The organism is Actinoallomurus bryophytorum, assembly GCF_006716425.1.
GTDB classification, from domain to species: domain Bacteria; phylum Actinomycetota; class Actinomycetes; order Streptosporangiales; family Streptosporangiaceae; genus Actinoallomurus; species Actinoallomurus bryophytorum.
On the sequence record NZ_VFOZ01000001.1, the window covers coordinates 269331 to 284702 of the forward strand.

Genomic DNA, 15372 nt, shown 5'->3' on the forward strand with positions numbered 1-15372 from the left:
CGGCGAGTTCTGTGGAGAGCGCTCATGACCCATGCCACGCACGCGCGGTACGACATGGACGGCGGGGAGCCCCGGCCGTTCCCAGCCGAGCTGCGTGCCGCCCGTATGGTCTGGCGGCGGGAGATGCTGCACTTCGTCCGCGACCGTACGGGCACTCTCGTCGCGTTGCTCCAGCCGTTGCTCTTCCTCTTCGTCCTCGGCGTCGGCCTGGGACGGCTGCTGGCCCTCGCCGGTGGGGGGCCGGCGGCGGACTACCTGACGTTCCTGTTCCCCGGTGTGCTCGTGATGGCGGCGCAGCCGGCCGCGATCTCGGTCGGCGCGTCCATCGTCTGGGACCGTGAGAGCGGCTTCCTCCGGGAGATGCTCGTCGCCCCCGTCCGGCGCGGCACGCTGCTGGCCGGCAAATGCCTCGGCGGCGCGACGGTGGCCACCTGCCAGGGCACGGTCGTGCTCGCCAGTGCCGGGCTGATCCACGTCCCGTACCGGCCCGTCCTGTTCGCGCTGCTGCTGGCGGAGCTGGCCCTGACCGCGCTGGCGATGACGGTGCTGGGCGCGGTGGTCGCGGTCGTCATCCGGCGTGCGCGCACGTTCACCACGGTGCTGAGCGTGCTGATGACTCCGCTGATCTTCCTGTCCGGGCTGATGTTCCCGGTCGCCGCGATGCCCACCTGGATGTCGTGGCTCACGCTGGCCGACCCGCTCACGTACGCGGTGGACGCCATGCGGGCCACGATCGGCGCCTATCGACCGCCGCGGACCTCCTCGGCACTGTTCGAACCGGTCGCCTGGGGTGGGGTGCACCCCTCTCCCCCGCTCGAGCTGGCCGTGGTCGCCGTCTTCACCGCGATAGCGCTGACCGTGGCCGCCCGGCGCTTCGGCCGCACCGGCTGAGACCGAAACGGAACACCCCCCGGAAGCCGGTAGGGGCCTGCACCGGAGCCGCCGGGCGACGAGGCATCCCGGACGTCGAACGGCCCCTTTCCGATGCGGCCGGAGCGTACGCCGGCGGCCTCAGCGAGGCAGCTTGGCCGGGGTCCGTCCGAGGGTCCGGTGGTGGCGTACGGGTGCGGACGTGAAGCCACGGGCGGCGGCCAGGATCTCCTCGACCGGCCTCGCCAGCTGCGCGGTGCGCACGAAGATCGGCCCGCCCACGCGGCCGATGCCGTCACGTGCGAACTTGCGTGGCAGGCCGCGCAGCTCCGCCAGGACCCGCTCCTGCTCCAGGGGGACGAACACGATCAGGTCGGCGCGGCCCGGCGTGTGGTCGATCCGGATCTGCGCGAGGTTGGACCAGGGAAGCGTGACCCGCGCCGAGTGCAGGGTGACACCGCGATCGGAGAAGGTGAGCAGCGGAGCGCCGCGCAGGGCGCGCACCACCGCACGAAGGTAGAGCGGAACGAGGGCGAGCGTCACCAGCCCGAAGACGGTGAACGCCGCGCTGGCGATGACCACGCCGGCATCCAGCGCGAGGAAGCCGGCGTACGCGGCCGCGAGCGGCAGCAGCACGACGAGAACGCCCGATGGGGCCAGCGCCGCGAGCCGGTATCCGACGGCGAATCGCCCGTCATCCGGGGAGTCCCCCATGTCGCCCCCTTGACCGACGGGCTCAGTCGTTTCCGTCGTCTCCGTAGAAAATACGTTCGACCACCATACGGGCGTGACGTGCGCGGCGGCGGTAGTCCTCCAAGAGAGCACCGGACGTCGGGTAGCCGAGGAGGCTGGTCACCGCCGAGCGCTCGCGATGGTGCTCGGTCGGCAGCAGGTCCGAGGCGCGTCCGCGGACGAGCATGGTGGCGTTGCGGATGCGGGTGGCCATCTGCCAGGCCTCGGTCAGGGTCGAGGCGTCCTCGGAGTCGAGCAGACCGGCCTCGACCGCGGCGTCCAGTGCGGCGAGCGTCCTCGTCGTCCGCAAACCGGCCACCTCGTGCGCGTGCTGGAGCTGGAGCAGCTGCGCCACCCACTCGACGTCGGACAGGCCACCCGGTCCCAGCTTGGTGTGCAGCCGGCGGTCGACACCTCGCGGCAGGCGTTCGGCCTCCATGCGGGCCTTCAGCCGGCGGATCTGCCGGAGCGCGTTCTCGTCGATGCCGTCCTCGGGCCACCGCACGGGGTCGATCAGCTCCTGGAAGCGCGTGCGCAACCCCTCGTCCCCGATGACCGGCGCGGCGCGCAGCAGCGCCTGGCTCTCCCACGGCGCGGACCAGCGCCGGTAGTAGGACGCGTACGAGTCGAGGGTGCGGACGAGCGGCCCCTGGCGCCCCTCGGGCCGCAGTCCGGGGTCGATCACCAGAGGCGGGTCGGGGGCGGGCAGCGCGAGCAGCCTCCGCAGCTCTTCGGCCACCGCGTGCGCGGCGGCCGACGCCTCGCGATCGGCCGCGCCGGGAAGCGGGTCGTGCACGAACATGACGTCGGCGTCGCTGCTGTAGCCGAGCTCGTAGCCCCCGTACCTCCCCATCGCCACGATCGCGAACCTGGTCGGCAGCGGGCTGCGGCGTTCGGTCTCGATCCGGTCGACGGCGGCCCGCAGCGCGGCGTCGAGCGTGACCGTGGTGATCGAGGTGAGCGCCTCGGCGGTGGCGCGTTCGTCGAGGAGACCGAGCAGGTCGGCGACCGCCGTACGGAACAGCTCGCGGCGGCGCAGCCCGCGTACCGCGGCGACGGCGTCCACCGACCGGTCCTGCAGCGCGCCCATGGCGGCGGCCGACTCCATGTACCTGCGCACCGCCGCCTGCGCCTCGGCGTGCAGCGCGTCGGATGGCCGTGGCGTGAGCCCGGACTCGCCGCCGAGCATGCCGACCGCCTCCGGCGCACGCAGGAGCAGATCGGTGGCGTACCGGCTGGAGGCCAGCACGTGTGCCATCCGCTCGGCCACGGAGACGTCGTCGCGCAGCAGCCGGAGGTACCAGGGCGTGGTGCCGAGCGCGTCGCTGACCTGGCGAAATCCGAGCAACCCGGCGTCCGGGTCGGGCCCGTCCGCGAACCAGTCGAGCATCACCGGCAGCAGCGTACGCTGGATGGCCGCGCGGCGGGAGACGCCGGAGGTCAGTGCCTCCAGATGGCGGAGCGCGCCCGCGGGGTCGCCGAAACCGAGGGCCTCCAGGCGCGTACGTGCCGCCTCGTGGGTGAGGCGTGCCTCGTCGTCGGGCAGCCGCGCCACGGCCTGCAGCAGCGGGCGGTAGAACAGCTTCTCGTGCAGCCGGCGTACCTCGCGTGCGTGGCGGCGCCACTCGGCGGTGAACTCCCGTACGGGGTCGGCACGGAACCCCAGCGCGCGGCCCAGCCGCCGCAGCGCCGGCTCCTCCTCGGGCACGAGATGGGTACGCCGGAGCCGGTGGAGCTGGATCAGGTGCTCGACGCGCCGCAGGAACCGGTACGCGTTGCCGAGCGCGGCGGCGTCGCCCCGGCCGACGTACCCGCCCCAGGACAGCTTCTTCAGGGCGATCAGCGTGTTGGGTCCCCGGAGGTCCTCATCGGCGCGGCCGTGCACGAGCTGGAGCAGCTGCACCGCGAACTCCACGTCGCGCAGCCCGCCCGGGCCCAGCTTCAGCTGCCGGCCGGCCTGTTCGGGCGCGATGTGCTCCTCCACCCGCCGGCGCATGGCCTGGACGTCCTCGACGAAGTTGTCCCGGCCGGCGGCGCGCCAGACGAGCGGCGCGAGCGTCTCGACGTACTCCTCGCCGAGCTTGCGGTCCCCCGCGATCGGACGGGCCTTGAGCAGCGCCTGGAACTCCCAGGTCTTGGCCCAGCGCTCGTAGTAGGCCTGGTGGCTGGCGAGCGTACGGACGAGCGGTCCCGACTTGCCCTCCGGGCGCAGCGCCGCGTCGACCTCCCACAGCGCACCCTCGGTCGTACTGTCCGAGCACGCCCGCATCATGCCGGACGCGAGTTTGGTCGCGGCCCGCAGCGCGGCCTCCTCGTCCTGGCCCGGCGCGGGCTCGGCGACGAAGACGACGTCCACGTCGCTGACGTAGTTGAGCTCGCGCCCGCCGCACTTGCCCATGCCGATCACGGCGAGACGGCACAGCTCGGCCTGGTCGCCGAGCTCGGCACGCGCGATGGCCAGGCCCGCCTCCAGCGCGGCCGAGGCGAGGTCGGCCAGTTCGGCGGCGACGTCCTCGACGTCCAGGACGTGGGTGAGGTCACGGGCGGCGAGGTGCAGCAGGGCCCTGCGGTACGCCACCCGCAGCGCGACCATCGCGTCCTCGGCGCCCGCACGTGGCGCGGGGTCGTCCGGGCCGGCGCCGACCGCGCGCAGCAGCGAGCCCCGCAGCTCCTCCGCGGTCGGGCGGCGTACGGCGCCGGGGCCGGACAGGACCTTCCAGTGGTCCGGATGCCGGGCCAGGTGGTCGGCGAGCGCCGCGCTCACCCCGAGCACGGACAGGAGCCGGTCCCGCGCGGCGGGGTCATCGGCCAGCTCCGGCTGGATGTCGATGGCCTCCAGGATCCGGAGCAGGCCGGTGAGCGCGAGGTCGGGGTCGGCCGCGATGCCCAGGGCGTCGAGTAGTGCGTCGTCGAGGTCGTGGCCCTCAAGCCGGTGCTCGGCACCGGCGGCGTCGGTGATCCCGAGCCGGGCCAGCCGCCCGGCGAGGCTCTCGAGTCGGCGTTCGCTCACCAACAAAAGGTATCGGGGCCGACCAGGCACTCATAGCAACCGACTGAGTGGATTTATCCGACCTGGCCGGTTGCGTCCTCTTCAGCGGCGGCGGAGGTCGTACGGCGGCCGCAGAACGCCGTCGGAGCCGATCCGTTCCCGCAGGTCCTCGGCGAAGCCGCGGACTCCGGTGGCACCGGCCGGGGCCAGGTGATGGCCCGCGCGATAGGCGGCCATGGCCCGGCCCGGGATCGCCTCCAGCAGCCGCCGTGTCGCTCCGATGTCGTGGCCGGGCTTGCGGATGTCGGTGCCGGTGCTCGCCGCGTGCACGATCACGCCGGCGCCGTCGGCCGCCGCGCGGAGGCCTTCTCCCGTCTCCAGGTCGCCGCGGAGGACCCGGGCACCGGCGATCTCACCGGCACCGCGGCTGAGCACCCGTACGTCCGCGGCCCCGGCCAGCCGGCCCACGAGCCTGCGGCCGAGGACCCCGGTCCCGCCGGTCACAAGAATCTCGGTCATGCACTGGCGACGTGGTGAGGCGCCCGGACGTGACATCGCCCGGGACCACGCGCGTACGGCGGGCTCCGGGCGATGTCGGGTGTGGCTCAGATGACCGGCTCGGCCAGGACCTCGGGGACCGGCTCCGCCGAGGGCGTGGTGCCGGGTCCGCCCCGCAGCGGGACCTCGCGGATGAACCAGGCGATCACGAAGCCGAGGAACGCGAGCACCGCGCCGCCGATCATCGTGCCGTGCAGGCCGCTGGTGATGCCCGACTTGAACGCGTCCTGGACCGCCACCGGGAGGCTCTTCAGCATGGACGGCGTCACGTGGACGCCGCCGGAGGCGATCGAGTGGCCGGCCTTCTCTCCGAGCCGGCCGGACAGGGTGTTCTCCAGACGGCTGGTGAAGATCGAGCCGAGCAGGGCGATGCCCAGCGAACCGCCGATCGTACGGAACAGGGTGACCGAACCGCTGGCCGCGCCCATGTCGCGCAGTTCCACGCTGTTCTGCGTGATGAGCGTGGTGTTCTGCATGATGAAGCCCATGCCGAGCCCGGCCACGAGGGTGAGCGCCGAGGCTTCGACGGTGCTGGTGCCCACCTGCAGCAGGAGCATGAGCAGCATGCCGGCGGTCAGTGCCGCGCCACCCAAGATCGGGTAGATGCGGTAACGGCCGTTGCGCATGATGAGCTGCCCGACGGTGAGCATCACGACGAGCATGCCGAACATCAGCGGCAGCAGCAGGAGCCCGCTGGCGGTCGCCGACGCGCCCTGGACGTCCTGCATGTACTGCGGCAGGAAGTTCACCGCGCCGAACATGGCGGCGCCGACGAGGAAGCTCAGGATCTGGGCGAGCGTGAAGTTGCGGTCGCGGAACAGCCGCAGCGGCAGGATGGGTTCCGGCACGCGTCCCTCGACGTACACGAACCCGGCCAGCGCGACGATGCTCAGCACGGCCAGCCCGATGATCTGGGTCGAGGCCCAGGGGTACTCCGTGCCGCCCCAGGACGCCACCAGCGTCAGGGCGACGATGCCGACGGTGAGCAGCAGCGCGCCCCAGTAGTCGATCTTGGCCTTGATGTGGGGGGTGTGCAGGTGCATGCCGAGCCCGGTGACGAGCAGCGCGACCGCGCCGAGCGGTACGTTCACGTAGAAGGCCCAGCGCCAGCTCAGGCTGTCGGTGAGGAAGCCGCCGAGCAGCGGGCCACCGACGAAGGCGATCGGCATCATGCCGCCGATGATCGCCTGGAAACGGCCCCGCTCACGCGGTGGCACCAAGTCGCCGATGATCGCGAACGCGCCGACCATCAGGCCGCCGGCGCCCAGGCCCTGGACGGCGCGGAAGCCGATGAGCTCGTTGATGTTCTGCGAGAGCCCGGACAGCATGGAGCCGATCAGGAAGATCACGATCGAGGCCATGAACATGCCCTTGCGGCCGAACAGGTCGCCGAGCTTGCCCCAGATCGGTGTCGCCGCGGCCGTCGCCAGGGTGTAGGCCGTGACGACCCACGACAGGCGGTTGATGCCGCCGAGTTCACCGACGATCGTGGGCAGCGCCGTGCCCAGCATCAGGTTGTCGAGCATCGCCAGGAACATGCCGAGCATCAGCCCGATGATCGCGATGTAGATCGATCGGTTGGAAGTCACTGGCGCGGAGTCCGGTCTGGACTCCACGGTATTGGTCCCCGACATGGATAGCCTCTCCCTAGATGGTCGGCCTGCTTACTTGCCGACCGGCTAGCAAGCTTACTTGCCGTACGGTAGGGTATGTCAACCTAGCCGGGCGACAAGTAAGTTTATTCCCAGGGGTGGAGACGAGGATGGGCGAGCGACGGAGCGGCACGCGCGAGAGGATCCAGGCGGTCGCGGTCGAGCTGTTCGCCGAGCACGGCTACGAGAAGACCTCGCTGCGCGAGATCGCCGAGCGGCTCGACGTGACCAAAGCCGCGCTGTACTACCACTTCAACACCAAAGAGGCGATCGTCGTCAGCCTCTTCGAGGACCTCATCGCGGGCATCGACGAGATCATCAACTGGGGCATGGACCAGCCGCTCACGCTGGAGACGCGCCAGGAGCTCATCCGCCGCTACGGCCGGCTGGCCCGCGAGCGGCCGAAGAGCATGATGCGGTTCATCCAGGAGAGCAAGACCACGATGCAGGAGCTGGCGCCGGGCGAAAAGCTCCAGTGCCGCTTCCGCACGCTGTCCGGCATGCTGCACGCCCCGGACGCGCCGCTGGACGAGCAGCTGAAGTCGGCAGTCGCCCTGATCACGGCCAGCGCCTCGGTGTTCATGCTCAAAGATGCCGAAGCGACCGACGACGAGAGGTACGAGGCCGGTCTCAAGCTCGCGCTCGAACTCCTCTCGAGCGAACCCGCGCCCCAGAGCACCATGAGGTAGCGCGCGCCGCTCGTCCTCGATGACCCGGCGGGTTCACGACATCTCGCCCTTGGCGCCGCGGGCGGACCTGCCGATATTCGATCAACGAGGCCTTCCTGGACCGGTCAGGACACCGCCGGGGAGGCTTTTTTCGTGCCCGGGGGTCACACCTTCCGTACGGTCACGCCCGCCGTGGCCAGTGCGTCCGTCTCGTCGTGCGGGGCGGCCCGGTCGGTGACGACGGCGTGCAGAGCGGAGGCGGGGGCGACGAAGGCGAGGGCGGTGCGGGAGAGCTTGTCGGCCTCCGCGACGGCGATGACGCGGCGGGCCGACGCGATCGCCGCACGCTTGACGGCGGCGTCGTCCAGGTCGTACGCGGTGAGGCCGTTCGTCGCGTTCAGTCCGCAGCAGCCGATGACCGCGGTGTCGAAACGCAGGGCGGCCAGCGACGCCTGGGCCAGGGGGCCGGTCAGCGTCAGCTCGCCCGGCCGCGCCTGGCCACCGGGCACCAGCAGCGTCAGTTGCGATGCCCTGCTCAGCGCGTTCGCCGCGTGCAGGGACAGCGGCATCACGGTCAGACGGCGGTGCTCCAGCGCGTGAGCCACTTCGAGGCAGGTGGTGCCGCTGTCCAGGACGACGGACTCTCCGTCGGCGATCAGCCCGGCGACCTCGGCGGCGATGCGCCGCTTGACCTCCAGCCCCTCCTGCGCCCGCATGGCGAACGGCGGGCCCTCGCCGCGCAGCAGCAGGCTTCGCGCTCCTCCGCGGTAGCGCTCCAGGACTCCCTGGTCGGCCAGGATCTCCAGGTCGCGGCGGATGGTCATCTCCGAGGCACCGGTCAGGGCGGCCAGCTCCGCGACGCCGATCCGGCCCGCCTCGCGTACCGCGTCGATGATCTGTCTCAGTCGATCTGTACTCGCCACATCGCGATAGAACATCATTGATGTTCGAAAGTCAAACTTACGCACATGAATATTGTTGGCTATGTTCGTACGCATGGAGAGATCACTACGGGCCGGTCGGCTGGCGACGTTCGCCTATTTCGCGCTGAACGGCTTCCTCATGGGGATGTGGGTCGTCCACATCCCCGCCGTCGAGCACCGCGCCGGGATAAGCCATGCCGTACTCGGCTGGCTGTTGCTGCTGCTGGGCGGGGGTGCCTTCGCGGGCATGCAGGTCATCGGCCCGCTCACCGACCGCTTCGGCGCCCGCGCCGTCGTTCCGGCCGGCGCGGCGCTGTGCAGTGCGGCCGTCGTCCTTCCGGGCCTGGCCACCAACGCCTGGACGCTGGGGACGGCGCTTCTGGTGCTCGGCCTGGGCAACGGCTGCCTGGACGTCAGCATGAACGCTCATGCCGTCCAGGTCGAGCGCGGCTACCGGCGGCCCGTCATGTCGGCCTTCCACGCTTCCTTCTCCATCGGCGGTGTCCTCGCCGCGCTGGCCGGCGCACGTACGCTCAGCTGGGGCTGGAGTCCGGTGGTGACCCTCGGCTTGGCGGCGGCCCTCGGCCTCGCCGGCACCGCTCTGGTCGCCCCCGCGCTGCTGCGGCCTGAGCGCGCCGACGCCGTCAAGACGCCCGCCGCCGTGGCCAGGCCCCGGCGCCGGACTCCGCGGCGTATCTGGGTGCTGGCCGCTCTCGCGCTGATGCTCATGCTCTGCGAAGGTGTGGCCAACGACTGGAGCGTGCTGGACCTGCGGGACGTCCTCGATGCGCACGCCGCGACCGCGGCGCTCGCCTACGGCGCCTTCTCCACCGCGATGACCGTGGGCCGGTTGCTCGCCGACCGGGTGGCCGCGCGTTTCGGGCCGGTGGCCATCGTCCGCTACGGCGCGTCCGTGGCCGCGCTCGGCCTGACGGCGGCGGCGCTCTCCCCCTGGATCCCCCTCGCCCTGGCCGGGTGGGCCGTGTTCGGGATCGGGATGTCCGGCTGCGTCCCTCAGCTCTTCAGCGCCGCGGGCCACACCGACCAGAACGCCGCCGGGGCCAACGTCTCGCGCGTCGCCGGCCTCGGCTACCTCGGCATGCTCGCCGGGCCCGCCGTCATCGGACCACTGACCCACTTCATCCCGCTCAACCTCACCTTCTTCCTCCCCGTGGCGTTCTGCGTCATCGCCGCCTGCGCGGCCGGCGTCCTGCGTTCCCGGCCCTCGGCCGCACATACGGATGACGAGTCCGGCGTGCGCGACCCGAGGGTCGAACTCTCGGGAGGCACTCGGGAAAGGAGGACCGCATGACCTGCCAGGGGCGTGGGACCGTCCTCCCCCCACTCGACGCGGGTCGCGTGTCCCTTCCACGGCCTGTGTATTCTGGCCACCTCTCGCATCCGTTCCACATCGTGAAACAGTCGGCCATCACAGCTCGAAAAGAGAAGTGGGCTTGGCGTCTCAGCGCTTGGGCATATTCGGGGCTCTCTCCTTTTTGTTGCGGACCGCGAAGCGGACACATCCTCGTCCGATCAGCGAAGAACGCGAGGCCAGAGCGGTGGAGGTCGTGGCCAGCCACATGCACGACCACTGGCGCACCCCTCGCAGACTGGCGGATGGAGGGTACGAGCCTCGGCCGAAGAAGACCGAGGACCAAGAATGGATAGCGCAAAACGGCACGGACGACGTGGATATCGCCAACACGGCCTATGAGGATCTGCCCGCCGACTGGCAGAAGGAGACCAGGGCCTCGGCCTTGGTCGCCGTTGGAGTGACGGCCGACGGCCTACGGAACGGACAGAGGGTCGGCGAAAGCGCGTTCGTGGAGTCCGCGAGCGCCAAGGTCCACGAGGCCTGGCTGGAGCGGAACGGCGATTGGGCGCCACCTGAACAGCGGTTGCCCTACCACCGGCTGTCCGAACCGGAGAAGGCCAAGGACCGGGTGTTCGTCCTCAAGGCGCTGGAAATTCTCGGCGTCCGCTGATCAGTGGATCTCGGCGCTGAATGCGGGCTCCGGCAAGGCGAGACCACTCCCCGGACGCACCCCCCGAGAGGGCGACCGCATGACCGCTGAGGGCCGCTCTGCGGCCCTCAGCGGGCGGGGCAACCCGTCAGATCTTGAGCAAGGCCTCGGTGACCTCGTCCGGGCGGGTCAGCATCGACTCGTGCCCGCCGGACACCATCACCGGCGTCAGGCCGATCCGGGCGGCGAACTCGGCACCCGGCCGGGCCAGGGTCCGGTCGTCCTCGCTGAGGATGTATCCGGCCGGCACCCCCAGGCCGGTGACGTCGTCGACATCGAGCGCGTCGAGGAAGTAGCCGCCCGGCTGCGGGACGAGGAGTTCGAAGAACAGGTCCTGTGCCCCCTCATCGGCCTCCGGCATGAAGCTCGGGACCTGCTCGCGGGCCATGCCGATGGTGCCGTCCGGACTGGCCTCGATCGCGGCCCGGATCAGCCCCGCGTACTCGGCGTTCTCGTCCACCATCGCGGCGCCACGGGCCGGGACCACGGCGTTGTAGTAGACGACCTCGGCCAGCCGCCCCGCCAGTTCGTGCGCCGCCCCGGTGATCACGTAGCCGCCCCAGCTCTGCCCGACCAGGACGACCTCGCTGAGATCGCGGCGCTCGACCTCGGTCACGACGTGATCGACCGCGTCCGACAGCCGGAGTCCCGCACGCTCGTCGCCGTCGGCCAGGCCGGGCAGCGTGATCGTCACCGCTGCGTGGCCGGCCTCCCGCAGCCGCCGGGCGACCGGCTGCCAGGCCCAGCCGCCCTGCCAGGCCCCGGGTACGAGGACGAAGGTGGGGGAGGTGAAGGTCATGACGATGGTGCCTCTCTGTGGAGATACGAAGGGTCACCAACACGATGCGCGCGGGGGCCGCGGAGTTCGCACCCGCGCGGATGAATCTTCTCGCCGGTCCGGTCAGGCGGCGTGCGGTTCCGAGAACAGCCGGAGCCGGCCCACCCGGCCGGTGTCCAGCCACATCAGCCAGGCCGAGCCGGCCGGGCAGTGGTAGGGGTCCTCCGGAGGGTTGAGCGTGTCGGTCTCCCAGATCACGATCTGCCGGCTGGCCACCACGGTGGTCAGCCGCTGCTCGACGCCGGCACCGGCACTGCGGTCGAGCAGCTCGATGACCGGATCGACGCCGAGCGTGTGCCGTCCGTCCGGCCATGTCGTCCGCAGCCCCGGATGCCACGCGTCACGCAGGGTCGCGGCGTACTCCCGCGGCCCGGGCAGCAGGACCTGCTCGGCCTCACGACGGCGAGCGGTGGTGATCACGTCGACGTCGGCGTGCGCCTGCGCGCCGGCCTCGCGCAGATGGCGGGCGAGCGTGGATCGGGCCTTGCTCAGCCGACTGCGGACCGTACCGACCGGAATCCCGCAGATGGCTCCGATCTGGTCGTAGGTCCTCACCCGGGTGAAGTAGCGCAGCAGGGTGACCACTCGCAGTGGCTCCGAGAGCTGCTCGACGGCATGCCACACCCAGTCCCGTGCAGCGTGATCCTCGACCAGCAGCGCCGGGTCGGCCGCCATGGCCAGGCGGGGCGAGGGCAGCCGCTCGGCCACCGGCACCGGCAGGTTGGCCCGGACGTGCATCCTGCAGCAGTTCCGCGCGATCATCTTCAGCCACGGCCCGACCGCGCCCGGATCGCGCAGATCCCGGATCCGCCCCAGCGCCGTCAGCATGGCGTCCTGCACGGCGTCCTCCGCGTCACTGGGCCTGCCCAGGACGCTCAGCGCCACCGCGAACATCGCCGGCCGGTACCGCTCGAACAACGCTCCGAGCGCCGCCACGTCACCGGCCTGAGCATCGCGGACGAGCATGAGGTCGGCGTCGCGGTGCGGGTCGGACATGCGGTGAGTGTCCCACGGCGACCTCGAGTGCTCCCCCACCAGGGGTCTCTTCGCCACCGACGACCTGAGCAGCGCTTACAGCACCGCGAGGTAGCGACGGCGCTCGTACTCCGTCACCTGGCGCCGGTAGTCCTCCCACTCGGCGCGCTTGTTGCGGAGGAAGAAGTCGAAGACGTGTTCGCCGAGCACCTCGGCGACGAGCTCGCTGCGTTCCATCGCGGCGATCGCCTCGTCCAGGCTCTGCGGCAGCGGCTCGATGCCCATCGCGCGGCGCTCACCCGGGGTCAGCGCCCACACGTCGTCCTCGGCGCCGGGCGGGAGCTCGTACCCCTCCTCGATGCCCTTGAGACCGGCCCCGAGGATCACCGCGAAGGCGAGGTACGGGTTGCACGCGGTGTCCAGCGAGCGGAACTCGATGCGGGTCGCGTGGCCCTTCTGCGGCTTGTACATCGGCACGCGTACGAGGGCCGAGCGGTTGTTGTGCCCCCAGCAGATGTACGGTGGCGCCTCGCCACCGGCACCCGCGGAGGCGCCGACGCCGCCCCACAGCCGCTTGTAGGAGTTGACCCACTGGTTGGTGACCGCGGTGATCTCGGCCGCGTGCCGCAGCACGCCGGAGATGAACGCCCGGCCGACCTTGGAGAGCTGGAACTCCGCCCCCGGCTCGTAGAAGGCGTTGCGGTCGCCCTCGAACAGCGACATGTGGGTGTGCATGCCCGAGCCGGGCTGGTCGGTGAACGGCTTGGGCATGAAGGAGGCGAACACGCCGTGCTCCAGCGCGACCTCCTTCATCACCAGCCGGAACGTCATGATGTTGTCGGCGGTGGTGAGCGCGTCGGCGTAGCGCAGGTCGATCTCCTGCTGGCCCGGGCCGCCCTCGTGGTGGCTGAACTCCACCGAGATGCCCATCGACTCCAGCATCATGATCGCGGCGCGCCGGAAGTCGTGGGCGGCGCGGTGCGGGGTGTGGTCGAAGTAGCCGCCCGAGTCGGCCGGCTCGGGCTCTGCTCCCTCTGCCACCTGCTCCTTGAGCAGGTAGAACTCCAGCTCAGGGTGGGTGTAGAAGGTGAAGCCGAGGTCGGCGGCACGGGCGAGCGTGCGCTTGAGGACGTAGCGGGGGTCGGCGAAGCTCGGCGTGCTGTCCGGCATGAGGATGTCGCAGAAGATCCGCGCGGTGCCGGGCGACTCGGACCGCCAGGGCAGCACCTGGAAGGTCGAGGGGTCCGGCTTGGCCAGCATGTCGGCCTCGTGGATCCGCGCGAAGCCCTCGATCGAGGACCCGTCGAAGCCGATGCCCTCCGCGAAGGCCTGCTCGAGCTCGGCAGGCGCGACAGCAACCGACTTGAGGAACCCGAGCACGTCGGTGAACCAGAGCCGGATGAAACGGATGTCGCGCTCCTCCAGAGTGCGGAGCACGAACTCCTGCTGACGATCCAAAGCCGATCCCTTCGTAAGCCAGGAGACGCCGATGGCAACTTACATTCTGCCGTCTCCGTGTTACCCCCACGTTACGGGTACCCACGAGGTCACCGGGACGGCGCCTCAGACCTCCTCGACCTCGCCGACACTGGCGGCGGCCGGATCGAGAACGCGGGACAGGAACGTACGTGCGCGGTCGGTGGCCGGCGAGCCGATCACCTCGGCGGCCGGGCCCTCCTCCACGATCACGCCACCGTCCATGAAGATCACCCGGTCGGCGACCTCACGGGCGAAGCTCATCTCGTGGGTGACGACCATCATCGTCATTCCCTCGACGGCGAGTCCGCGCATGACGGCGAGCACGTCGCCGACGAGCTCGGGGTCCAGGGCGGAGGTCGGCTCGTCGAAGAGCATCACCGACGGGCCCATGGCCAGGGCGCGGGCGATCGCGACGCGCTGCTGCTGGCCGCCGGACAGCTGTGCCGGATAGGCGTCGACCTTGTCGCTGAGCCCGACGCGTTCCAGGTTGACCCGCGCCACCTTCTCCGCCTCGGCCGCGGACCGGCGCAGCACCTTGCGCTGAGAGATGGTCACGTTGGCCAGCACGGATAGGTGCGGGAAGAGGTTGAACTGCTGGAACACCATGCCGATGCGGCGGCGTACGGCGTCGAGGTCGCATTCGGGGTCGGTCAGCTCGACGCCGTCGACGATCACCGTGCCCGAGGTCGGCGCCTCCAGGAGGTTCACGCAGCGCAGGAGGGTCGATTTGCCCGACCCGGACGGCCCGATGACACAGACCACCTCGCCGGCCTCGACCTCCAGGTCGATACCGCGCAGCACCTCGAGGTCGCCGAACGACTTGTGCAGGTCGCGTACCTCGATCATCGCTGTCCCCTCTTCTGCCGAGCCTCCAGACGCCGCGCCAGATAGCTCAGCGGGATGGTGATGATCAGATAGCAGAACGCCGCGATGATGATGGGCGTGGAGTTGCCCTGCTGGCTGGCCACGTCGTTGGCGTACTTGGACAGCTCACGCTGCTGCAGCGTGATGCCGAGGAAGAGAGCCAGCGAGGAGTCCTTGAAGAGCAGGACGAGCTCGTTGGTGAGCGGCGGGATCACGATCCGCAGCGCCTGCGGGACGACGATCGAGCGCATCGCCCTGCCCTGCGACATGCCCAGCGTGCGCGCGGCCTCCATCTGACCGCGCGGCACCGCCTCGATGCCGGCCCGGATCGTCTCGGCCATGTACGCGGCCGACACCAGGCCGAGGGCGAGCGCCGCCTGGCCGTACACCCCGCCGGGCAGGTTCGTGCCCGGGAAGGCGAGGGGCACGCCCGTGCCGACGAAGACGAAGATCAACAGTGCCGGCAGCCCGCGGAACACCTCGATGTAGCCGAGCGCGAACCAGCGGTACGGCGCCGCCGACGACAGCCGCATCAGCGCCAGCACCAGACCGCCGGCCAGGCCGAGCGTGAACCCGGTGATCGTGAAGATCAGGGTGTTGCGCAGGCCGATCGTGATGACATCGGGGAAGAGCCCCTTGGCGATGTCCCAGTTAGCGAAGTTGGTGTGGATCTCGTGCCAGTCCGCCGAGGCCAGCAGGGCGACGACGATGACGAGGAAGATGCCGTACTCGCCGCCGAGGACGAGTTGTCTCCGGCGGCGCCGCGTGAGCCGGGGCGCCGCCCCTTCGGCTGTCGTCAC

14 protein-coding genes are annotated in these 15372 nt (G+C 70.8%); 4 read left to right on the forward strand and 10 right to left on the reverse strand.

All coding sequences use genetic code 11. From position 1 onward, the window contains the following. Window positions 1-24 precede the first annotated feature (24 nt). Window positions 25-891, forward strand: coding sequence for an ABC transporter permease (locus tag FB559_RS01350; protein ID WP_246121293.1), 867 nt, complete (start codon window positions 25-27; stop codon window positions 889-891). A 120-nt stretch (window positions 892-1011) separates the two neighbouring features. Here FB559_RS01350 and FB559_RS01355 read toward each other — a convergent pair whose 3' ends face one another. From FB559_RS01355 to FB559_RS01370, 4 genes are all read right to left on the reverse strand, one after another. Further along, a complete protein-coding gene (locus FB559_RS01355; RefSeq protein WP_141952385.1) occupies window positions 1012-1584 on the reverse strand; it encodes a hypothetical protein in 573 nt (190 codons plus the stop codon). A gap of 22 nt (window positions 1585-1606) precedes the next feature. Next, a complete protein-coding gene (locus tag FB559_RS01360) occupies window positions 1607-4612 on the reverse strand; it encodes a bifunctional [glutamine synthetase] adenylyltransferase/[glutamine synthetase]-adenylyl-L-tyrosine phosphorylase (protein WP_425455043.1) in 3006 nt (1001 codons plus the stop codon). A gap of 81 nt (window positions 4613-4693) precedes the next feature. Then, window positions 4694-5110, reverse strand: a complete 417-nt coding sequence (locus FB559_RS01365) for an NAD-dependent epimerase/dehydratase family protein (RefSeq protein WP_141952390.1) — start codon at window positions 5108-5110, stop codon at window positions 4694-4696. 86 nt (window positions 5111-5196) lie between these two features. Further along, window positions 5197-6738: an MDR family MFS transporter gene (locus FB559_RS01370; protein WP_246121294.1), complete on the reverse strand. Its 1542-nt coding sequence runs from the start codon at window positions 6736-6738 to the stop codon at window positions 5197-5199. 173 nt (window positions 6739-6911) lie between these two features. On the opposite strand from FB559_RS01370, the gene FB559_RS01375 reads away from it, so the two are divergent. Next, window positions 6912-7490, forward strand: a complete 579-nt coding sequence (locus FB559_RS01375; RefSeq protein ID WP_141952394.1) for a TetR/AcrR family transcriptional regulator — start codon at window positions 6912-6914, stop codon at window positions 7488-7490. Between the two features lie 143 nt (window positions 7491-7633). Here FB559_RS01375 and FB559_RS01380 read toward each other — a convergent pair whose 3' ends face one another. Further along, window positions 7634-8392: a DeoR/GlpR family DNA-binding transcription regulator gene (locus FB559_RS01380; protein WP_141952396.1), complete on the reverse strand. Its 759-nt coding sequence runs from the start codon at window positions 8390-8392 to the stop codon at window positions 7634-7636. A 73-nt stretch (window positions 8393-8465) separates the two neighbouring features. On the opposite strand from FB559_RS01380, the gene FB559_RS01385 reads away from it, so the two are divergent. Together FB559_RS01385 and FB559_RS01390 are read left to right on the forward strand one after the other, a co-directional pair. Further along, window positions 8466-9704, forward strand: a complete 1239-nt coding sequence (locus tag FB559_RS01385; RefSeq protein WP_221639854.1) for an MFS transporter — start codon at window positions 8466-8468, stop codon at window positions 9702-9704. A 247-nt stretch (window positions 9705-9951) separates the two neighbouring features. Beyond that, window positions 9952-10377, forward strand: a complete 426-nt coding sequence (locus tag FB559_RS01390; protein ID WP_141952400.1) for a hypothetical protein — start codon at window positions 9952-9954, stop codon at window positions 10375-10377. Between the two features lie 127 nt (window positions 10378-10504). Here the strand turns inward: FB559_RS01390 and FB559_RS01395 are convergent, their stop codons facing one another. From FB559_RS01395 to FB559_RS01415, 5 genes are all read right to left on the reverse strand, one after another. After that, window positions 10505-11215 (reverse strand): alpha/beta fold hydrolase, encoded by a 711-nt coding sequence (locus FB559_RS01395; RefSeq protein WP_141952402.1) that lies wholly within the window; start codon window positions 11213-11215, stop codon window positions 10505-10507. A gap of 102 nt (window positions 11216-11317) precedes the next feature. After that, entirely contained in the window at window positions 11318-12250 is a 933-nt protein-coding gene (locus FB559_RS01400; protein ID WP_221639855.1) for an RNA polymerase sigma factor, read from the reverse strand. 75 nt (window positions 12251-12325) lie between these two features. Next, the gene (gene glnA / locus FB559_RS01405) at window positions 12326-13687 is read right to left on the reverse strand and encodes a type I glutamate--ammonia ligase (protein WP_141952404.1); all 1362 of its coding nucleotides are present in this window, start codon (window positions 13685-13687) and stop codon (window positions 12326-12328) included. A gap of 105 nt (window positions 13688-13792) precedes the next feature. After that, window positions 13793-14554, reverse strand: a complete 762-nt coding sequence (locus FB559_RS01410) for an amino acid ABC transporter ATP-binding protein (RefSeq protein ID WP_141952406.1) — start codon at window positions 14552-14554, stop codon at window positions 13793-13795. Then, window positions 14551-15372, reverse strand: coding sequence for an amino acid ABC transporter permease (locus FB559_RS01415; RefSeq protein WP_141952408.1), 822 nt, complete (start codon window positions 15370-15372; stop codon window positions 14551-14553). The genes FB559_RS01410 and FB559_RS01415 overlap by 4 nt, the downstream gene beginning before the upstream one ends.